Source organism: Massilia norwichensis, from assembly GCF_024753245.1.
In the GTDB taxonomy this organism is placed as follows: domain Bacteria; phylum Pseudomonadota; class Gammaproteobacteria; order Burkholderiales; family Burkholderiaceae_D; genus Telluria; species Telluria norwichensis.
The window spans coordinates 301354-322086 of the sequence record NZ_JANUGX010000001.1; the positions used below are offsets into that span (position 1 = coordinate 301354).

18 protein-coding genes are annotated in these 20733 nt (G+C 67.9%); 5 read left to right on the top strand and 13 right to left on the bottom strand.

Annotated elements, in window-relative coordinates; genetic code table 11:
• Nucleotides 1-24: 24 nt before the first annotated feature.
• The gene (locus tag NX782_RS01305) at nucleotides 25-1416 is read right to left on the bottom strand and encodes a heavy metal sensor histidine kinase (RefSeq protein ID WP_258843674.1); all 1392 of its coding nucleotides are present in this window, start codon (nucleotides 1414-1416) and stop codon (nucleotides 25-27) included.
• Complete coding sequence (locus NX782_RS01310) at nucleotides 1413-2084, bottom strand: heavy metal response regulator transcription factor (protein ID WP_258843675.1); 672 nt, start codon at nucleotides 2082-2084, stop codon at nucleotides 1413-1415. The genes NX782_RS01305 and NX782_RS01310 overlap by 4 nt, the downstream gene beginning before the upstream one ends.
• A 121-nt stretch (nucleotides 2085-2205) precedes the next feature.
• Between NX782_RS01310 and uraH the strand changes: the two genes are divergently transcribed.
• Nucleotides 2206-2613 carry a hydroxyisourate hydrolase gene (uraH, locus tag NX782_RS01315; protein ID WP_258843676.1) on the top strand — a complete coding sequence of 136 codons (408 nt, stop codon included), beginning with the start codon at nucleotides 2206-2208 and terminating at the stop codon, nucleotides 2611-2613.
• 8 nt (nucleotides 2614-2621) lie between these two features.
• Here uraH and NX782_RS01320 read toward each other — a convergent pair whose 3' ends face one another.
• The 6 genes from NX782_RS01320 to ccoN are packed head-to-tail and all read right to left on the bottom strand — an operon-like array spanning nucleotide 2622 to nucleotide 7782.
• The gene (locus tag NX782_RS01320; protein WP_258843677.1) at nucleotides 2622-3134 is read right to left on the bottom strand and encodes a FixH family protein; all 513 of its coding nucleotides are present in this window, start codon (nucleotides 3132-3134) and stop codon (nucleotides 2622-2624) included.
• A 23-nt stretch (nucleotides 3135-3157) separates the two neighbouring features.
• A complete protein-coding gene (gene ccoG, locus NX782_RS01325; RefSeq protein ID WP_258843679.1) occupies nucleotides 3158-4546 on the bottom strand; it encodes a cytochrome c oxidase accessory protein CcoG in 1389 nt (462 codons plus the stop codon).
• Entirely contained in the window at nucleotides 4543-5505 is a 963-nt protein-coding gene (ccoP, locus tag NX782_RS01330; RefSeq protein WP_258843681.1) for a cytochrome-c oxidase, cbb3-type subunit III, read from the bottom strand. Before ccoP ends, ccoG begins: the two co-directional genes overlap by 4 nt.
• Entirely contained in the window at nucleotides 5498-5677 is a 180-nt protein-coding gene (locus tag NX782_RS01335; RefSeq protein WP_258843682.1) for a CcoQ/FixQ family Cbb3-type cytochrome c oxidase assembly chaperone, read from the bottom strand. Before NX782_RS01335 ends, ccoP begins: the two co-directional genes overlap by 8 nt.
• A gap of 7 nt (nucleotides 5678-5684) precedes the next feature.
• Entirely contained in the window at nucleotides 5685-6299 is a 615-nt protein-coding gene (ccoO, locus tag NX782_RS01340; protein ID WP_258843683.1) for a cytochrome-c oxidase, cbb3-type subunit II, read from the bottom strand.
• A 19-nt stretch (nucleotides 6300-6318) separates the two neighbouring features.
• A complete protein-coding gene (gene ccoN / locus NX782_RS01345; protein ID WP_258843684.1) occupies nucleotides 6319-7782 on the bottom strand; it encodes a cytochrome-c oxidase, cbb3-type subunit I in 1464 nt (487 codons plus the stop codon).
• A gap of 162 nt (nucleotides 7783-7944) precedes the next feature.
• Between ccoN and NX782_RS01350 the strand changes: the two genes are divergently transcribed.
• On the top strand, nucleotides 7945-8343 hold the full coding sequence (locus NX782_RS01350; RefSeq protein ID WP_258843685.1) for a TraR/DksA family transcriptional regulator: 399 nt from the start codon (nucleotides 7945-7947) through the stop codon (nucleotides 8341-8343).
• 53 nt (nucleotides 8344-8396) lie between these two features.
• On the opposite strand, the gene ccoS is transcribed toward NX782_RS01350, so the two are convergent.
• Genes ccoS through hemN form a run of 4 tightly spaced genes read right to left on the bottom strand, consistent with a single transcriptional unit; the run spans nucleotide 8397 to nucleotide 13162 of the window.
• Nucleotides 8397-8537, bottom strand: a complete 141-nt coding sequence (gene ccoS, locus NX782_RS01355) for a cbb3-type cytochrome oxidase assembly protein CcoS (RefSeq protein WP_258843686.1) — start codon at nucleotides 8535-8537, stop codon at nucleotides 8397-8399.
• A complete protein-coding gene (locus NX782_RS01360; RefSeq protein ID WP_308632751.1) occupies nucleotides 8537-10960 on the bottom strand; it encodes a heavy metal translocating P-type ATPase in 2424 nt (807 codons plus the stop codon). The genes ccoS and NX782_RS01360 overlap by 1 nt, the downstream gene beginning before the upstream one ends.
• Nucleotides 10957-11718: a sulfite exporter TauE/SafE family protein gene (locus tag NX782_RS01365; protein ID WP_258843687.1), complete on the bottom strand. Its 762-nt coding sequence runs from the start codon at nucleotides 11716-11718 to the stop codon at nucleotides 10957-10959. Before NX782_RS01365 ends, NX782_RS01360 begins: the two co-directional genes overlap by 4 nt.
• A gap of 1 nt (nucleotide 11719) precedes the next feature.
• Nucleotides 11720-13162 carry an oxygen-independent coproporphyrinogen III oxidase gene (gene hemN / locus NX782_RS01370; protein WP_258843688.1) on the bottom strand — a complete coding sequence of 481 codons (1443 nt, stop codon included), beginning with the start codon at nucleotides 13160-13162 and terminating at the stop codon, nucleotides 11720-11722.
• A gap of 180 nt (nucleotides 13163-13342) precedes the next feature.
• Here hemN and NX782_RS01375 point away from each other — a divergent pair, with 180 nt between their 5' ends.
• The gene (locus NX782_RS01375; RefSeq protein WP_258843689.1) at nucleotides 13343-14158 is read left to right on the top strand and encodes a DUF4349 domain-containing protein; all 816 of its coding nucleotides are present in this window, start codon (nucleotides 13343-13345) and stop codon (nucleotides 14156-14158) included.
• 12 nt (nucleotides 14159-14170) lie between these two features.
• Here the strand turns inward: NX782_RS01375 and NX782_RS01380 are convergent, their stop codons facing one another.
• Nucleotides 14171-15727: a methyl-accepting chemotaxis protein gene (locus NX782_RS01380; RefSeq protein ID WP_258843690.1), complete on the bottom strand. Its 1557-nt coding sequence runs from the start codon at nucleotides 15725-15727 to the stop codon at nucleotides 14171-14173.
• Between the two features lie 214 nt (nucleotides 15728-15941).
• Here NX782_RS01380 and NX782_RS01385 point away from each other — a divergent pair, with 214 nt between their 5' ends.
• Entirely contained in the window at nucleotides 15942-19979 is a 4038-nt protein-coding gene (locus NX782_RS01385) for a Pls/PosA family non-ribosomal peptide synthetase (protein WP_258843691.1), read from the top strand.
• Between the two features lie 40 nt (nucleotides 19980-20019).
• Entirely contained in the window at nucleotides 20020-20727 is a 708-nt protein-coding gene (locus NX782_RS26475; RefSeq protein WP_258843692.1) for a 4'-phosphopantetheinyl transferase superfamily protein, read from the top strand.
• Nucleotides 20728-20733 lie beyond the last annotated feature (6 nt).

The following is a 20733-nucleotide window of genomic DNA, read 5'->3' on the forward strand; positions in this document are numbered from 1 at the left end:
GGGTCTCTCTTATCGGTGTTTTACTCAGCAGGAATCTACCATGAACTTCGTGTCTGACGGAAACATCAAGACGAAGCGCGTGCCCTCGGCCCCGCTCTCGGCCCGCACTTTGCCGCCATGCAGCTGCATGATGGAACGGACGATGGCCAGGCCCAGTCCACTCGATTCGCCGGCGCCCTGCCGCGCCGGATCGCAGCGATAGAAACGCTCGAACAGGTGCGGCAGGTGCTCGGGACCGATGGCCGGGCCGAGGTTGTGGACGGCGATCTCGATGCCATCCGCGGACACGCTGCTCGACACGGTGATCGGCGTGCCCGGCGCGCCGTAGCGCAGCGCATTGGCCAGCAGGTTGGCCAGCGCCCTTCTCAGCAGTTCGCGGTCGGCCACGATCGTGCCGCGCGCCGTATTCAGCAGGCGCATGCCGCGCTCTTCGGCCAGGCCTTCGAAGTACTCGCACAGCTGGTCGCCGAGTTCCCGCAGCGGCACCGGCACGTGCGCCAGCGCCGCCGCGGCCTGCTCGGTGCGCGCCAGGAACAGCATGCTGTCTATCATGCGCGCCAGGCGTTCGTACTCTTCCTGGTTCGACACCAGCAGGTTCTGGTAGTCCTCGGCCGTGCGTGCCCGGCTCAGCGCCTGCTGGGTCTGGCCCATCAGGTTGCCCAGCGGCGTGCGCATCTCATGGGCCAGGTCTTCGGAAAAGCGCGCCAGCCTGGCGAATCCCGCCTCCAGGCGCGCCAGCATGCCGTTCAGGGCGGCCCGCAGGGCCTCCAGCTCGCGCACGCCGCCGGCATCGTCGAGCCGCTGCGACAAATGGCGCACGTCGATCGCCGCCGCCCGCGCCGCCAGCTCGCGCACCGGGCGCAGGCCGCGCACCGCGATCGCCAGCCCGAGCAGGTAGGCCAGGATGGCGCCGGCCGCCAACGCCAGGCCAAGACGCAGGCGATACGCGGCCAGCATCTGTTCGCGCTCGGCCAGCAGCCTGCCGGCGATCAGGGTCAGGCGGCCGTCGCCGCCGGCGACGCGGGTCCAGGCCAGCCGCAGCGGCGGCGCGCCCTCGATCGTGCGCAGCGCGATCCGGCCGTCGGCGGGCGGCAGCTGCGGGACCGCGATGCCGGACGGGCCGACCGCGATGCGCACCCGGCCGGCATCGTCGAGGATCCACAGCAGGCTGTCGCGGTTGCCGAGCATGTTGTCGTACAGGCGCGGGCGCCGGCGCAGGGTCTCGAGATCGGCGCTCTCGTCGATCAGGGCGCGCATGCGTTCGATTCGTCCCGCCAGGGCCTGGTCGTCGCGCCAAGCGATTTCGCGCGCCAGCGATCCGTACAAATAGATGCAGATGGCGCCCAGCAGCACCGCGCTGGCGAGGGCGAACATCAGGGCCAGGCGCTGGCTGAGCGCGCGCGGCCAGCGGCTCACGCGCGCGCCTCGAGCACGTAGCCGACGCCGCGCACGGTGTGGATCAGCTTGACCGGATGCGGGTCGTCGATCTTGGCGCGCAGGCGGCGGATAGCAACGTCGACGACGTTGGTGTCGCTGTCGAAGTTCATCTGCCAGACCTGGGACGCGATGGTCGTGCGCGACAGCACATCCCCTTCGCGCCCGAGCAGCAGATGCAGCAGCGCGAATTCCTTGTTGGTGAGTTCGATGCGTTCGCCGGCCCGGGTGACGCGGCGGCGCAGCAGGTCGAGTTCGAGGTCGGCGGCGTGCAGGCGCTCGCTCTCGCGCACGCCGCCGCGCCGCAGCAGGGTGCGCACGCGCGCCAGGAACTCCGCATACGAGAAGGGCTTGACCAGGTAGTCGTCGGCGCCGAGTTCCAGGCCCTTGACCCGGTCTTCGATGGCGTCGCGCGCCGTCAGGAACATCACCGGCGTACCGGAACGCCCGCGCAACAGGCGCAGCAGCTCCCAGCCGTCGACGCCGGGCAGCATCACGTCGAGCACCACCAGTTCGTAGTGTTCCTTCTCGATCAGCTGGCGCCCCGCATGCCCGGTCCTTGCCACCTGCACCGGATAGCCGGCTTCCTGCAGTCCCTTGCGCAGGTAGTCGGCGGTCTTCTCTTCGTCTTCCACTATCAGGATCGTCATGGCGCATAGCTTACCGCGTCGCGCGGCCGTGACGATTACAAATCTGTAATCGAAGCGTCATCCGCGCGCTTCAGAAGAGCCGCTAGCATGGACGCCATCGACAATCATGAGGACCGACACAATGAACCAACTGCGCTACCTGCTGGCCGCCACCGCCCTGGCCGGCGCCTGTGCCCACGCCGCGCCGGCCAATCCGCTCAGCGTGCACGTGCTGAACCTGCAGGACGGCCTGCCCTCGCCCGGCGTGGAGGTGGTGCTCGAAAAGCAGGAGCAAGGCAACTGGACCGTCCTGAGCAAGGGCGTGACCGACGCGCAGGGACGCATCCCCGCGCTCTACCCGGACGGCCGCGCCTGGAGCGCCGGCACCTACAAGGTCACCTTCAAGACCGGCGCCTGGTTCGCCGCGCACAAGGCCGACAGCTTCTTCCCGGAGATCCCGGTGATCTTCAAGGCCGACGGCAAGCTGCCGCACTACCACATTCCGCTGCTGCTCAGCCCCTACGGTTTTTCGACCTATCGCGGCAACTGAGGAAGGACCTAAGACTTGTCCGCCAGGATCTCGAGCGTGGATTGGCGCGGCCAGTCCCAGCTGCGGGCCAGGCGCCAGTCGCGCATGTTCCCTTCCGCGACCAGCTGCCAGTGGGTCTGTTCGAGCACCGGCAGCGCGATCGAAAAGGCGCCTTGCGCATCGGGCTTGATCAGCAGGCTCAGGTCGCGCTGCGGCAGGGTCGGATGCGCCAGTTTGACGGTGAACGGGACCGCCAGCGGCCGGCCGAAGCTCTCGATGCGGCCCTGCAGGCGGCCGCCCTCGTATCGCAGGTACAGGGCCAGTTGCATGGCCGTGGCCATGCGGTCGCGGCGCAGGTCCTGGTTGATCGCCTTGCCCTGCTTGTAGTAGTCGTCGACCACCATCGCATCCGGGTGGTCGAGCGCCAGCCAGGTGGCGATGGCGCCGCCTATCAGAACACTGGCGGGGCCCAGCATCAGCAGCCAGGGCCAGCGGTGGGTGTACCAGGGCGCAGCCTGGCTTAGGGCAGGATTGAGGGGCATGATGCTTCCTTGTCTGATAACGCTTATTTGGGAACGATGAAGACAGCTTTCTCGGTCACCCGCAGCGCGGGCTCGTCCAGCGCGCTGACCGTGAAGCGGATCGGATGCGAGCCGCTGCCGGCCTTGCCGGGGGCGATGCGCACGCGCACCGGCACCGCGCGCGTCGTGGCGCCGGCCAGTTCGACCAGGTCTTCATCGGCGATGCCGGCCGAGGCGATGCCGTCCACTTCGATGCGGTACAGGTGCTCGCGCTCCGCGGTATTCATGATCTGCAGACGGTAGACGTTCTCGATCATGCCGTCTTCGACTTCCCGTCCCATGGCGCCGCGGTCGCGGATCACGTCGAGCTTGAGCGGGGCGCGCAGCGCCAGCGCGCCGGAAAACGCGGCGGCGATAGCGAAGAAGGCCAGGCCGTAGCCGATCACGCGCGGACGCAGCAGACGGCGCTTGATCTGCGCCGCGCTCCAGCCGCCGGCCAGGGCGTTCTCGGTGGCGTAGCGGATCAGGCCCTGCGGCTTGCCGACCTTGTCCATCACGCTGTCGCAGGCGTCGATGCAGGCGGCGCAGCCGATGCATTCGTACTGCAGGCCCTTGCGGATGTCGATGCCGGTCGGGCAGACCTGCACGCACATGCTGCAGTCGATGCAGTCGCCCTTCCCCTGGGATTTTGCGGCCCCGCGCGGTTCGCCGCGCGCCGTGTCGTAGCTGACGATCAGCGTGTCGCGGTCGAACATCGCGCTCTGGAAGCGCGCGTAGGGGCACATGTACTTGCACACCTGCTCGCGCATCCAGCCGGCGTTGCCGTAGGTGGCGAAGGCATAGAACAGCACCCAGAAGGCTTCCCAGGCGCCGAGCGAGAAACCGAGCACCTCGTGCCCCAGCTGGCGCACCGGCGAGAAGTAGCCGACGAAAGTAAAACCGGTCCACAGCGCGACCAGGCCCCAGGCCAGATGCTTGGCGCCGCGTTTGCCGATCTTCTCCGCGGTCCAGGGCTGGCGGTCGAGGCGGATGCGCGCGCTGCGGTTGCCTTCGATGCGGCGCTCGATCCACAGGAAGATCTCGGTGTAGACGGTCTGCGGGCAGGCATAGCCGCACCAGACCCGCCCGGCCACCGTGGTGACCAGGAACAGGCCGTAGGCGCAGATGATCAGCAGGCCCGCCAGGTAGATGAAGTCCTGCGGCCACAGCACCAGGCCGAACAGGTGGAACTTGCGCGCACCGAGGTCGAACAGCACCGCCTGGCGGCCATTCATGTTCAACCACGGCAGGCCGTAGAACAGGGCCTGGGTCAGCCACACGCACACCCAGCGCCAGGTGGCGTAGCGGCCCGATACCTCGCGCGGGTGGATGTCCTCGCGCTTGGCGTACATCTTGATGACGGCCTCTTTCACCACTGGCTCCGGGGCGTTCATTTTGCCGCCTCCTCCGTTGCCGCGGCCGCGGTCACCACCGGTGCGCCGGCGCCGTTCGACAGGCTCCACACATAGGCGGCCAGCACGTGGGTCTTGCCCTCGCCGAGGAACTCGCCCCAGGCCGGCATGGTGTTGTCGCGGCCCTTGCGGATGGTTTCCATGATGGTCTCGGCGCTGCCGCCGTAGAGCCAGACCTTGTCGCTCAGGTTGGGCGCGCCCAGCGCCGGGTTGCCGCGCCCATCGGCGCCATGGCAGGCGGCGCAGGCGCCGAATTTCGGCTTGCCGAAGGCGACCTTCACCGGATCGGCGGTCAGGCCCGACAGGCTGCGCACGTAATGGGCGACGCTTTCGATGTCCTTGTCGGAGCCGAGCGCCGCACCCATCGGCGGCATCTGGCCGTGGCGGCCCTTCATGATGGTTTCCTTGATCACCGACGGGTCGCCGCCGTACAGCCAGTCATTGTCGGTCAGGTTCGGATAGCCCTTGTTGCCGCGCGCATCCGAGCCGTGGCACTGCGCGCAGTAGTTCAGGAACAGGCGCTGGCCGATCTCGTGGGCCTGCGGGTCGCGCGCCACCGTCGGGATGTCCTGGCTCAGGTATTTGTCGAACAGCGGGCCGTAATCCAGGCTGGCCTGCCTGACCTCGGCCTTGTAGGCGCCGCTCGACTGCCATCCGAGCTTGCCGGCATAGCTGCCCAGACCCGGGTACAGGATCAGGTAGCCGATCGCGAACACGATGGTCAGCCAGAACAGGCCCATCCACCAGCGCGGCATCGGCGTATTCAGTTCGGTCAGGTCCTCGTCCCAGACGTGGCCGGTGGTTTTCTCCGGCTGGCCGTCCTGGCCGATCCTGACCTTGTGCTTGGATTGGGACCACAGCAGCAGGCCGCAGCCGAGGATGGACAGGACCGTGATCAGCGCCACGTACCAGTTCCAGAAACCGCTGGTGAAGTCAGACATGATGTTCCTCCAGCTTGATGTCCGCGTCCGCATCCGCGAACGGCAGGGCCGCGGCCTGGGCGAAGTCCTTCTCCTTGCGCAGGAAGGTCCAGGCCAGGATGCCGCTGAAGGTGGCGAAGCTGATCACGGTCATGATGCGGCTCGCGTCGTCGAAAAGATATTGGAGTGCCATGTCGTCCTCAGTTTCTGGATTTGATTTGCGTGCCCAGGCCCTGCAGATAGGCGATCAAGGCATCCTGCTCGGTCTTGCCATCCAGCTCGGCCGGTGCGTCCTTCACGTCCTGCTCGGAGTAAGGCACCGCCAGGCGCTGCATCGCGCGCATCTTCGGCACGATCGATTGCGGATCGAGTTTGGTCTTCGCCAGCCACGGATAGCCCGGCATGTTCGATTCCGGGACCACGTCGCGCGGGTTGTCGAGGTGGGTGCGGTGCCAGTCGTCCGAATAGCGTCCGCCGACGCGCGCCAGGTCCGGGCCGGTGCGCTTGGAGCCCCACTGGAACGGGTGGTCGTAGACGAATTCGCCGGCCACCGAGTAGTGGCCATAGCGTTCGGTCTCGGCGCGGAAAGGACGGATCATCTGCGAGTGGCAGTTGTAGCAGCCCTCGCGGATGTAGATGTCGCGGCCGGCCAGGCGCAGCGCCGAATAGGGTTTGAGGCCGGCGACCGGTTCGGTGGTCGACTTCTGGAAGAACAGCGGCACGATCTCGACCAGGCCGCCGAAGGAGATCACGGTCAGCACCAGGCCGATCAGCAGCCAGGGGTTCTTCTCGATCCACTCGTGGGTGAATTTCATGATGGGTATCCTGCTTTCTTTATGCGTGTTCGGGGATCGCGGGCTTGGCAACCGGTGCCGGCTTGTGCGGCGCCAGCGCCGGGATGCGCGCATCGACGGACGTGGTGCCGCGCATGGTCAGCCAGGTGTTGTAAGCCATCAGGCACATGCCGGTCAGGTACATCAGGCCGCCGCCGAAGCGGATCACGTAGTAGGGATAGGTCGCCTTGACGCCTTCGACGAAGGTATAGGTCAGGGTGCCGTCCGGGTTCACGGCGCGCCACATCAGGCCCTGCATCACGCCGGCGATCCACATCGCGGCGATGTACAGCACGATGCCGATGGTGCCGAGCCAGAAGTGCGATTCGATCAGCGCCACGCTGGCCATCTGTTTTTTACCGGCCAGGCGCGGGATCAGGTAGTACAGCGAACCCATGGTGATGAAGCCGACCCAACCCAGCGCGCCGCCATGGACGTGGGCGATGCTCCAGTCGGTGTAGTGCGACAGCGAGTTGATGGTCTTAATCGACATCATCGGGCCCTCGAAGGTGGCCATGCCGTAGAAGGACAGCGAGACGATCATGAATTTCAGGATCGGGTCCGAGCGCAGCTTGTGCCAGGCGCCCGACAGGGTCATCATGCCGTTGATCATGCCGCCCCAGGACGGCGCCAGCAGGATCAGCGAGAACACCATGCCGATCGACTGGGTCCAGTCGGGCAGCGCGGTGTAGTGCAGGTGGTGCGGGCCGGCCCACATGTAGGTGAAGATCAGGGCCCAGAAGTGCACGATCGACAGGCGATACGAGTACACCGGGCGCTCGGCCTGCTTGGGGATGAAGTAGTAGACCATGCCGAGGTAGCCGGCGGTCAGGATGAAGCCGACCGCGTTATGGCCGTACCACCACTGGATCATCGCGTCCTGCACGCCCGAATACATCGAGTAGGACTTCATGAAGGAGGCCGGCATCGACATGCCGTTCACCACATGCAGCACCGCCACCGCGATGATGTAGGCGCCGAAGAACCAGTTGGCGACATAGATGTGCTGGACGCGGCGCTTGACGATGGTGCCGAAGAACACCACGGCGTAGGCCACCCAGACGATGGTGATCAGGATCGCGATCGGCCATTCCAGCTCGGCGTATTCCTTGCCGCGCGTGAAGCCCATCGGCAGCGTGATCGCGGCCGACACCAGCACCGCCTGCCAGCCCCAGAAGGTGAAGGCGGCCAGTTTGTCGGAGAACAGGCGGACCTGGCAGGTGCGCTGCACCACATAGTAGGAGGTGGCGAACAGGCCGCAGATGCCGAAGGCGAAGATGACCGCGTTGGTGTGCAGCGGGCGCAGACGGCCGTAGCTCAGCCAGGGGATATCGAAGTTCAGCGCCGGCCACGCCAGCTGGGCCGCGATCCACACGCCGGCCAGCATGCCGATCACGCCCCAGACCACGGTGGCGATCGCAAACTGGCGCACGATCTTATAGTTGTAGTTTAGACTTGTGCTCAAGATGCACTCCCTAGATAAGAAGAAAGACTTGCATCAGGAGAGTAGGTTTTTGAACGTTGAAAATCCTTGATGTGAATCAAAATGTTCAGAACGGGCTAAGGTAGGGAATGACGTGTTGCTGAAAGAGGACGACCGAATATTCAACGACCGATAGGACTTTGTATGCCGCCCATTTCACCTGAACTGCACGACCAGATCGGCCAGCGCCTGCGCCAGGACCGCGAAGCCATGCTGGCCACCGTCCGCGCCCGCACCGCCGGCGACACCGACGACCGTCCGGCGATCTCGCCGATGGCCCACATGGGCTCGAACGACGACGCCCCGACTGGCGAAATGCTCAGCCATAACGAAGAACACCTGGCCGAGCACGAGACCAATCTGCTGCACGACATCGACGCCGCGATCGGGCGCCTGGAATCGGGCGGCTACGGCGTCTGCACCTCCTGCGGCCGCGACATCCCCGAAGCCCGCCTGCTGGCCACGCCGACGGTGCAGACCTGCATCCAGTGCCAGGAGCAGATCGAGAAGGAACAGGGGACCGGGCGCGGCCCGACGATGTAACCCGGCTTAGGGGTCAGAGCCCTTTGAAACCAACACCGGGCTCTGACCCCTGGCTAGTCGTCATCATGCAAAATCCGCAAAGCCGGCCCATCCAGATCCTCGAACTGCCCGCTGTCCGCCGCCCCAAAGAAAATCCACACCGCGTACGCCACCAGGATCAGGCTCAGCGGAATCAATAGATACAAAGCTTCCATCAGCCTTCCCTCCTCAGCCGCAAGGCATTCAACACCACCAGCGCCGAGCTGCCCGCCATGCCCAGGCCGGACAACCAGGGATTCAGCAGGCCGCTGGCCGCCGCCGGAATCGCCACCAGGTTGTAGAGCATCGCCCAGCCCAGGTTCTGGCGGATCACGCGCACGCAGGCGCCGGCCGTGCGCAGCGCTTCGGCCAGCGGCGCCAGGCCGCGATCGCCCAACGCTGCGCCGGCCCCCAGCAGCACGCAGTCGGCATGCAGTTGCGCCAGCTGGGCGCCCTGTCCCATCGCGAACGAGACGTCGGCGCCGCTCAGCACCGCGGCATCGTTGATGCCGTCGCCGACCATCGCCACCACCGCGCCCTGCGCCTGCAGCGTCCGCACCGCGTCGAGCTTGTCCTGCGGCAGCTGGCGTCCGCGCGCATCGCGGATGCCGAGTTCGTCCGCCACCGCGCGTACCGCCTCCTCGTCGTCGCCGGACAGCAGCAGCACCGTCTTGCCGCGCGCCTGCAGTTCGCGCACCAGGTCCGCCGCCTCGGGACGCAGGGCGTCGACCAGGTCGAAGCGCGCCAGCCAGCGCCCGGCACTGCCGAGCCAGATCGTGGTCGCGCCGGGCACGCTGCCCAGCGGCGGCGGCGACCCGGCCAGCGCCGCCACGAAGGCCGCGCTGCCGAGCCGGTAGCGCAGGCCCGCCACCTCGCCGGCGATACCCTGCCCGACCACGTTCTCGACCTCCTGCGCCGCCAGCGGCGCCGCAGCGGACCCGTCGAGGGCTTCGCGCAAGGCCTGCGCCAGCGGATGCGCGTTCCCGGCTTCGAGCGCCACCGCGATGCGCAGGCAGGCGACGTCGTCCAGCAGCTCGAGCGCCACCGTATCCTGCAGCGCGGGCCGGCCGCGCGTGAGGGTACCGGTCTTGTCGAACACCACATGGGTCGAACGCTCGAGCGTCTCCAGCACGTGCGGCTTCACCGCCAGCACGCCATGGCGCAGCAGGCGCTCCAGCGCCGCCGCCAGCGCGGTCGGCGTCGCCAGCGACAGCGCGCAGGGGCAGGACACCACCAGCACCGCGATCGCCGCCGGCCAGGCCCGCGCTGGATAGACCGCATGCCAGAACGCGAACACGGCGCCGGTCAGAACCAGCAGCACCACGACGAACCAGGCGCCGACGCGATCCGCCCACTGGGCCAGCCGCGGCTTGTCCTGGCCCGCGCGTTCGCTCAGGCGCACCAGCATCGCCAGCGTGCTGTCGGCGGCGCAGCTCTCGACGCGGACCGTCACCGCCTGCGCGACGTTGACCGCGCCGCCCGGCAGCTGCTCGCCCGGACCGACCGCGCGGGTGCGGCTCTCGCCGGTGAGCAGGGCCAGGTCGACCTCGGTTTGGCCGGCGAGGATCACGCCATCCGCCGCCACCGTCTGGCCCGGCGCGACCAGGATCACGTCGCCGGGCTGCAGGCGCGCGGCGGCGATCGTCTCCGGTTCGCAGGGCGCGGGCCAGCCGGACAGGCGCTGCGCGGTGGCCGGCACCGCGTGCTGCAAGCCTTCCAGCGCGCGCGCGGCCTTGCGGCGGGCGTCGAGTTCGAGCCAGCGGCTGCCCAGCAGCAGGAACACGAACATGGTGATCGAGTCGAACCAGACCTCGCCTTCCCCGCGCACAAGGGAGACGGCGCTGCCGATGAAGGCGGCCAGGATGCCCAGCGCCACCGGCACGTCCATGCCGGGCAGGCCGCGCCGCAGATCCATCCAGGCGCCGCGCAGGAACGGCCAGGCGCAGTAGCTGACGGCCGGCAGCGTGAGCAGGAAGGAGGCCCAGCCCATCAGGGCGGTCATGTCGGCATCCATGGTGCCGTCGTTCGCCAGGTAGACCGGGACCGCGTACATCATCACCTGCATCATCGACAGGCCGGCCACGAACAGGCGCCGCATCAGCGCCTTGCGGGCGCGCTCGAGCTGGGCGCCGTGGCGGGTGGCATCGTAGGGATAGGCGGTGTAGCCGATGCCGCGCAGGGCGGCGATGATCCGGCTCGGGCGGCAGACGGCGCTGTCCCAGCGCACGTGCAGGCGTTCGGTGGCGACGTTCAGCACCGCCGAGGCGACGCCCGGCAGCGCCGCCACCCGGCGTTCGATCAGCCACACGCAGGCAGCGCAGCGCAGGCCCTCGACCGTGAACACGGCATCACCGTCCAGACCCAGTTCGTCGTACATCTGCAGGGCCGGCGCATCGGCGGCATCGGCCGGTGCCGCGTAGCCGCTGCGGCTGTCGTAATAGTCGTCCAGGCCGGCGTCGGCGATCGCTTGCGCCGCCGCGGCGCAGCCGGGACAGCACATGCTGCGCATCTCTCCCTTGACCTGCGCCTGCCAGCGTCCACCCTCGGCGGCCGCCTGACCGCAGTGGTAACAGGCTACCAGTTCCGTCATCGCATTCATGCCGCCACCCCTGCCGTGACGCACAGGCTTTCGACCCAGCTGTGCGGCAGGCCACCGGCTGCGCGCACCAGGCCGAGCAGGCCGAAACCCAGCACCAGCGCGCCGCAGGCCAGACGCACGCCGCGCAGGCGCAGGCCGGCGCGCAGGCGCGCGCCCAGCAGTCCGAGGCCGAGCAGCATCGGCAGCGTGCCCAGGCCGAAGGCCAGCATCACCAGCGCACCGCCGGCCGCGGAACCGGACAACATCGCCGTCACCAGCACGCTGTAGACCATCCCGCAGGGCAGCCAGCCCCACAAGGCACCGGCGGCCAGCATTTTCGCGGGACCGAGGCTGGCGCCCGGCAGCGGCCGCACGTGGCGCAGCAAAGGCTGGACGCGGCGCCATACCAGCTGGCCGGCCTGCTCGAGGCGTGCCAGGCCGCGCCAGGCGTCCATCAGATACAGACCGAGCATGGCCAGCATCAGGTTGGCCATCCAGTAGCCGCCGGCTTGCAGCGCCGGCAGCCGCGCCAGCGCACCGGCGCCCTCACCGATGCCGCCCGCCAGCGCGCCTGCCGCCATGTAGCTGGCGATGCGGCCGGCATTATACGCCAGCACGTTGGCCAGTGCGGGCGCTGCCTGAGGCACGACGCGCAGCGGTATCGGTCGGGCGGCGCCAGGCACCACCGACAGCGCGCCCACGATCCCGCCGCACATGCCGGCGCAATGCACGCTGCCGAGCAGGCCGACCACAAATACGGGAACCAGGGCAAGGGGCATTTCAGACGGTCTTCGAATAGCGCGCTTCGGTCGTGCGCGCGGCCAGGTAGCGGTCGAACACCATGCACACGTTGCGGATCAGGAGGCGTCCGCGGTCGGAGACGCAGATCCAGTCGCCGTTCACGCTGACCAGGCCATCCTCGGCCATCGCCGCCAGCTGCGCCAGTTCGGCGGCAAAGTACTGGCGGAACACGACCGGGAAGGCCTGCTCGATGGCGGAAATCGACAGCTCGAACTGGCACATCAGGCGCTGGATGACGGTGCGGCGCAGGACGTCGTCCATGTTCAGGCGGATGCCGCGCACCACCGGCAGCTCGTTGCGGTCGAGCGCATCGTAATAGGCGTCCAGGGTCTTGACGTTCTGGCTATAGGTCGCGCCCACCGCGCCGATGGCGGACACGCCGCAGGACACCAGGTCGCTGTCGGCATGGGTCGAATAGCCCTGGAAGTTGCGGTGCAGGCGGCCCTGGCGCTGGGCGATGGCAAGGTCGTCGTTCGGCTTGGCGAAATGGTCCATGCCGATATAGACATAGCCGGCCGCCGTCAGCCGCTCGATGCACAGCTGGAGCATCTGCAGCTTGGTATCGCTGTCCGGCATATCGGCGTCGAGGATGCGCCGCTGCGGCTTGAACAGGTGCGGCAGGTGGGCGTAATGGTAGACGGCGATGCGGTCCGGGTCGGCCGCCACCACCTTCTCCAGCGTCGCCGCCATGGTGTCTGGAGTCTGCTTGGGCAGGCCATAGATCAGGTCGATGCTGACCGAGCGGAAGCCGGCGGCGCGGCTGGCCTCGATGATGGCGCGCGTCTCCGCTTCCGGCTGGATGCGGTTGACGGCCTTCTGCACCTCGGCATCGAAATCCTGCACGCCGAGGCTGATGCGGTTGAAGCCCTGGGCGCGCAGGCTGTGCACGCGCTCGACGGAGACGGTGCGCGGATCGACTTCGATCGAATACTCGCCGATCTCGTCCGGCGCGAAGCGGAAGCAGCGGCGCAGATGGTCCATCAGTTCGCCCATCTGGGCGTCGCTGAGATAGGTCGGGGTGCCGCCGCCGAAGTGCAGCTGTTCGACCTCCGCATCTTTCCCGCCCGTGCCGGCGAACAAGGCGCCCTGCATCGCCGCCTCCCGCTTCAGGTAGGACAGGTAGGTCGCCGCCTTCTCGCGGTTCCTGGTGACGATCTTGTTGCAGGCGCAGTAGTAGCAGACCGTGTCGCAGAACGGGATGTGCAGGTAGAGCGAGAGCGGGCGCGCATTGCCGCGCACGCGGCGGTCGGCCACGGCGTGCAGGTAGTCGCGGTAGCCGAAGCTGTCGGAGAAGCGGTCTGCGGTCGGGTAAGAGGTGTAGCGTGGGCCGGATTTGCTGAGGCGGGCGATCAGGCCGGCGTCGAAGTCGACCTTGGGCTGGAAGGCCAGGACTTCGCCCGGCAGGTCTTGTAGCTGCGTCATGAAGAAACTCCTTGCGGACGCCGCCGAGGGGAAGCGTACTGTATGCGAGGAGTCTATTGATTTGAATCAGGAAAATCTTTGACTTGCATCAAAATTTGCCGAGCGATTTGAGGCCCTTGCTGATATTGCAGCGTGACATGTAGACTGAACGGCAATTCTCCCTGCCGTTGAAGGAAACACATGCGTCGTCCTATATCGATGTTAGCCCTGGCAAGCCTGCTTGCTGCCTGCTCCGCCAGACAGCAAGCGCCGCAAAGCGCCCTGGCAGAAACGGGACAGACGCGTGTCGGCCACCAGCGCGCAGCAGGAATCGCCTACGAACATGCGGTCGAACTGGAAGTGCCGGGTGCTCGGATGCGGCAGACCGCGACGGCGGTCCAGCAGGCCTGCGCGGCGCTGCCGGCGCATGGCTGCACGCTGCTGGAGTCGAGCATCCGCGGCGGGCTCACGGCCAGCGCCAGCGTCCGAATGCGCATCACGCCCGACGGCGTCAACCAGGTGTTGCATGCGCTCGACGGCCGCGGCAAGCTCGTGTCGCAGTCCAGCAAGGGAGAGGATCTGTTCGAACCGATCCAGGACGGCGAACGCAAGATGGCCATGCTGAACGCTTACCGCGAGCAGCTGCAAACGCTGGCCGGGCAGCGCGCGCTGGCGCCGGAGGCCATGATCAAGCTGCATCGCGAGCTCGCCGAAGTGCAGAGCGAGATCGAAAAGGCCGCGACTTCCCAGGCGCAGCTGCGCCGGCGGGTGGACACCGAGTTGCTGACGGTCGCCATGCACGAACGCGCGAGCGCAGGCCAGGCCGGCAAGGTGAAGCAGGCGCTCGAAGACTTCGGCGACGACCTGCTGCATGGCGTGGCCATGCTGATCACCTTCGTCGCCTCGACGATTCCGTTTGCCGTGGCTGGCGCTATCGGCTACGCCGCCTGGCGGCGCCTGCGTGCGCGTCGTCGCCATCGGAAGCAGCCGGCGACGCCGGCCCCGGACCAGCCCTGACCGGGACCAGGCTCAGACGGTCCGGCCGGCCGTCTTGAACACCGCCAGCGCCTGCGACAGATGACGCGCCTGCTCGGCCACGTTGCTCGACGCGGCCGCCGCTTCTTCCACCAGCGCCGCATTCTCGCGCGTGATGCCGTCCAGCGCGCGCATCGCGGCGTCGACCTGGGCGATGCCCTCGTGCTGCTCGCGCGATGCGAGCGTGATGCCGTGCATGATGCGCGAGGCGTCCTGCACCGAAGCGACCACTTCGCGCATGGTCTGGCCGGCGGTGCCGACCAGCGCGTTGCCCTGCCCGACCTTGTCGACCGAATCCTCGATCAGCAGCTTGATTTCGCGGGCCGCGCTGGCCGAACGCTGGGCCAGCGAGCGCACTTCGCCGGCGACGACCGCGAAGCCCCTGCCCTGCTCGCCCGCGCGCGCCGCCTCGACGGCCGCGTTCAGCGCCAGGATATTCGTCTGGAAGGCGATGCCGTCGATCAGGCCGATGATGTCGACGATGCGCGTCGCCGAACCGCTGATCTGGCTCATCGTCGCGCCCACCTCCTGCACCGCTGCGCCGCCGCGGTCGGCCACGCTGGAGGCGGCGCCGACCAGGCCATCGGCGCGCACCGCGCTGTCGGTGTTGCTGCCGGCCGCCGCCGCGACCTGGGCCAGGCTGGCGGCGGTCTGTTCGAGGCTGGCCGCCTGCGATTCGGTGCGGCGCGCCAGGTCCTGGTTGCCGGCCGCGATGCCTTGCGAGGCCGCCTCGATCGAGGCGACGTTGGCGCGCACGTCGCCGACGATCGCGGTCAGGTTGACCTTCAACTGGCGCAGCGCCAGCAGCAGGCGGCCGACTTCGTCGTCGCGGCCCGCTGGCGGGTTGTAGCTGAGGTCGCCGCCGGCCAGCGCGTAGACCGCGTCCTCGGCCTGGCGCAGCGGACGCACGACGGCGAACTGCAGCTCGCGCCAGGCCAGCAGGGTGAGCAGCGCGCCGGCGCCGGCCAGCACGCGCCACGGGGTGCCGTCGACGGCTGCCGCCAGCACCGCCAGCAGCGCCGACTGGGTGCCCAGCAGCAGCGCCAGGCGCCGGCCCAGCGGCAGGTGGCGCATGGCGGCGATGTGCCCGCGCCAACCGGTCCTGGCCGGCTGTCCGCGCCGGATCGCGATGCCCTTGGCCTCGCCGGTGCGCAGGCGGCGGTACAGTGCCTCGGCCGCCTTCACCTGCTCGCGGTCGGGCCGGGTACGTACCGACATGTAGCCGACGATGCTGCCGCGCTCCTTGATCGGCACGACATTCGCGACCACCCAGTAGAAATCGCCGTTTTTGCGACGATTTTTCACCATGCCTGTCCACGGCAGGCCGGCCTGAAGCGTTTGCCAGAGGTCGGCAAAGGCTTCAGGCGGCATGTCCGGATGGCGCACGACGTTATGCGCCTTGCCGATCAGCTCTTCCGCTTCGAAACCGCTGACCTCGATGAAGGCCGGGTTGACGTAAGTGATACGGCCCTTGGTATCGGTTTTGGAGACGATGGACTGGCCATCCTGGAGGATGTATTCGATGCCGGTAACCGGCAGGTTGGTGCGCACGAGGGTGCTCCTTTTATTTCCATACGGCAACGCACATTATGCCGATTGTATAGACGTGCGAAAAGCAAATTTTTTGATCTAGATCAAAGATTTTTCAGATTTACCTGTTCCACATAAAATTTAGCAACGCTCCGATGAGCTTTCTTAAAATGTTGTACGCTGCGCCCATGTGTCCGCTCTTGTTTGCCCACCTGTTTGCCCTCATCTGCCGTCGATGAACGATATCTCCACTCTGACACGGCATCCCGATGTCCTGTACGGCCCGCACCAGCCCGAACTGTTGCGCGACGAAATCCTCGCCGACCTGCTGGAGGCCAGCGCGCGCCGCGCCCCGGACCAGACCGCGCTGATCGCCGGCGAGCGCCGGCTCAGCTACCGCGAACTTGACCAACTGGCCAGCCTGGCCGGCTCGCGCCTGATCGAGGCCGGCATCCAGCCCGGCGACATCGTCGGGCTGTGGATGCCACGCGGGATCGAGCTACTGGTGATGCAGGCAGCGATCGCCAAGGCCGGTGCGGCCTGGCTGCCGGTCGACGAAGACACCCCGGTCGAGCGCCTGCTGGTGTGCATGGAAGATGCCAGGTCGCCGGCGCTGGTCAGCAGCGAGCGCATGGGCGAGCGCATGGGCGAGCGCCTGGCATCGGTGGACCGCCCCATCCACACGGCGGAAAGCCTGCTGGCGCCCGCCCCCGCCGGCTACGAAATCAAACGACGCGGCAAGGTGGGCGGCAGTGCCCCGGCCTACGTCATCTACACCTCGGGCTCGACCGGCAAGCCGAAAGGCATCCTGATCGACCAGCGCAGCATCTGCCACTTCCTGCGCAGCGAAAACGAGGTGCTGGGCGTGCGTGCCGACGACACCGTGTACCAGGGTTTCTCGGTCGCCTTCGACATGTCCTTCGAGGAGATCTGGATCTCTTACCTGGTCGGCGCCACGCTCTGGCTCGGGCCCAAGGAAAGCGCCGGCGATCCGGAAGCGCTGCCGCGCCTGCTGAACGACAACGGCGTCACGGTGCTGCACGCGGTGCCGACCCTGCTGGCGCTGTTTGCCGAGGACGTGCCCAGCCTGCGCATCATCAACCTGGGTGGCGAGATGTGCCCGGAGACCGTAGTCGAGCGCTTCTCGAAACCCGGCCGCCAGATGTTCAACACCTACGGCCCGACCGAGGCCACGGTGTCCGCCAGCCTGGCGCGTCTGGAACCGGGCAAGCTGATCACGATCGGCAATCCGCTGCCCAACTATGGCCTGCTGGTGATCTCGACCGATCTTGACAAGGGCTTGCAGATCCTGCCGCGCGGCGATACCGGCGAGCTGTGCATCATCGGACCGGGCCTGTCCAGCGGCTACCTCGGCCGGCCCGACCTGACCGCCGAAAAATTCCAGCCGAATCCCTGGACCTCGGGCCCGGACGACCTGCGCCTGTACCGCACCGGCGACCTCGCGCGCATCGAGCCGGACGGCCAGGTGGTGTGCCTGGGCCGCACCGACGACCAGGTCAAGATCCGCGGCTTCCGCGTCGAGCTGGGCGAGATCGAAGCCGTGCTGGCGCAGCAGGACGGCATCGGCACCACCGCGGTGCTGCTGCGCAAGGATGACGGCATCGACCGCCTGGTCGCCTACCTGGTGCCCGCCGCCGGCGCCACCGCCGAACAGCTGGCTCCGCCCACCCTGCGCAAGGCCCTGGCCGGACGGTTGCCGCCCTACATGGTGCCGAGCCGCTTCGAAGTCTTGAGCGTGATGCCGCGCCTGACCTCGGGCAAGATCGACCGCAAGGCGCTGAAGGCGATGGCCTTGAGCAGCCCGCTGCCCAGCGACGCCGCCGAATCGGACACCCCGGAGACCCCGGCCGAGGAAGCGCTGTTCGCCGCGCTGGCCCAGCTGTTCCCGGGCCAGCCGATCCGCCGCGAACTGGACTTTTTCTCCGACCTCGGCGGCCACTCCTTCTTTGCCGCGCGCCTGGCCACGGCCCTGCGCGCGAACCCGGCCTTCGCCCACATGACGGTGCGCGACATCTACCAGCACCGGAGAATCGGCGCGATCGCCTCCAGCCTCGACCAGGCCGCCGGCACCGCCCACGTCGAACAGGACTGGACCCCGGTCGCCAGCGCGCGGCGCTGGATTTGCGGCCTGGCCCAGCTGGCCGCGGTGCCGGTGCTGGTCACGCTGCGCATGGCGCAATGGCTGGCGCCCTTCTTCACCTACCACTTCATGACCGGCGAGCCGGGCGACTCGATCCCGCGCGCGATCGCGGCTTCGATCGGCGTGTTCCTGCTCGCCACCGTGATGGAATTCGTGCTGGCCGCCGCCGGCAAATGGCTGGTGGCCGGCCGGCTGCGCGCCGGCAGCTATCCGCTGTGGGGCCTGACCTACTATCGCTGGTGGCTGTCCGACCGCCTGCTCGAAGCGGCGCCGACCTATCTGCTGGCCGGCTCCTCGCTGTACGGCTGGTGGCTGCGCCTGCTGGGCGCGAAAGTCGGCAAGGACGTGGTGATCGGATCGATGACGCTGCGCTCGCCGGACCTGCTGGCGCTGGGCGACAACGTCAGCATCGGCAACGGCGTCAATTTCGAGAACGCGCGCGTCGAACGCGGCCGCCTGCTGCTCGGGCCCATCGCCCTCGACGACGATGCCTGCGTGTCCTCGTATGCGGTCCTCGAAGGGAATACCCGGGTCGGCCGCCGCGGCCACCTCGAGGGCCAGTCGGCGCTCGGCGACGGCGCCGCGGTGCCGGACGGCCGCGTGTGGTCGGGTTCGCCGGCACGCGATCTAGGTGCCTTCGATCCGTCCACGCTGCCGCCGCGTCCGATTCCGAGCCGCGCGCGGCTGGCCGGCGAAGGCCTGTTCTTCGTGTTCGGCATCCTGCTGGTGGCGACCCTGTTCTTCATGCCGGTCTTCCCCAGCTTCGTGCTGATCGACTGGTTCGACGAGCGCGGCACGCTGGCCTGGCTGCAGGCCAGCACCATCCAGGGCCAGTTGGTCCGCTACTTCGTGCTGGCCCTGCCCGCCAGCGCGGTGCTGATCGCGCTGACCATGCTGGTGTCGGCGGCGATCCGCTGGGGCTTCCTGCCGCGCATGCAGCCGGGCCGCTCGGCCGTGCACTCGAACACCTATTGCAAGAAGTGGCTGGTCAGCCACATCCAGGAATCGAGCCTGCAGGTCCTGCACGGCATCTACGCGACCGTGTTCGCGCCCTTCTGGTACCGCCTGCTGGGCGCCAAGGTCGGCCGCGACGCCGAGATCTCGACCGCGCTGGGCGTGGTGCCGGACATGCTGACGCTCGGCGACGAGACTTTCATCGCCGATGCCGTGATGCTAGGCGACGAGCAGATCGACGGCGGCTGGATGACGATGGAAGCGACCGTGGTCTCGAACCGCTCCTTCGTCGGCAACGGCAGCTACATCCCGGACGGCACCGTGCTGCCGGAAGGCGTGCTGGTGGGCGTGCACACGCATGCGCCAGCCAACGAACGGATGACGGGCGGCGACACCTGGCTCGGCTCGCCGCCGATCCACCTGCCGGCGCGCGAGCAGGTCAGCGGCTATCCCGAACACCTGACCTACCGGCCGTCGATGGCGCGGCGCCTGGGCCGTACGCTGGTCGAAGCCTTCCGCATCGTCGCGCCGCACGCGGTGGTGATCGCGGTCGGCTATACGGTGGTGCTGGACCTGATGCCGCTGGCCGGCCAGGGCCGCTGGGGCGAGGTGATCCGGGACCTGGCCCTGGTCGGCCTGGCCTACGGCATCGGCAACTACCTGTTCGTGCTGGCCTTCAAATGGCTGCTGCTGGGCCGTTACCAGAAGCGCGCGGAACCGATGTGGACGCCCTTCGTCTGGCTGTCCGAAGGCGTGACCAATATGTACGAGGGCATCGCGGTGCCCAACTTCATGCGCTACCTGCGCGGCACGCCCTGGTTGCCGCTGGCCTTCAATTTGCTCGGCTGCCGCATCGGCAAGGGCGTCTATATGGACACCACCGACATCACGGAATTCGACTGCGTCCACATCGGCGACCACAGCGAACTGAATGCGCTATCCTGCCCGCAGACCCACTTGTTCGAGGACCGCGTGATGAAGATCGACCGCGTCGACATCGGCAGCAAGGTGTATGTCGGACCACGCAGCGCGGTGCTGTACAGCGCGAAGGTCGGCGACAATGCGCGCATCGGGCCGCTGACGCTGGTGATGAAGGGCGAGCATATTCCGGCGGCGACCGCCTGGAATGGTTTGCCGGCGGCGCCGCAGCGAAACTGAGAGAAACTGAGAGAAACTGAGCGGGCTTGAGGGGACTGCGGTGAGCGGACCGTGCGACCATGAAGACGTGCCGACACCGGTGCCGACGCCGGTGCCGGTCCAGTGGCGGGATGCGGGCGTGGCGTTGCCCGCGCCTGCCGCTGCGGGCTGGGGTTCCGGTTCTCCTACCGGCATCTGTCGGTTAGTTGCAGATTCCGAGGATGTGCGCGTGATCGGCATCCAGGGCCAGCAGGAACGCGAAGCGGCGCGGCGGGCGATCCGTGCCGCCATCGTGGCCGAACTTGCGCTGCTCTCGAGCTTGCCGCGCCAGCGCATCGCACTGCACACACCCGAGGGCCAGGTGCCCTACGCCCTGCTCGATACGCCGGATGGCCAGCGCCGCGTCCACCTCGCGATCAGCCACGACGGCGCGCTGTCGCTGGCGGCGCTGTCCCGGCGCGGACCGGTCGGCATCGACGTCACGCTGGTGATGGACATCCCGGACTGGGAAGCGGTCGCGCGCGATTACCTGGGCCCGGCGCAGACGGCGGCACTGGCTGCCCTGCCCGCCGCCGCCCGCGCCGACGCCTTCGCCCGCGCCTGGAGCGAACGCGAAGCACGCCTGAAATACTTCGGCCGTGAACTGGTGGAATGGAGCGAAGACGGTGACCGCCCGCTGGCCGCCTGCCGCTGCCTGCCGCTGGCCCTGCCGGAAGGCTATGCAGGCGTCCTCGCCTTGCCGCCAGATCCGGACTCCATGCGGAGCTGAATGCCG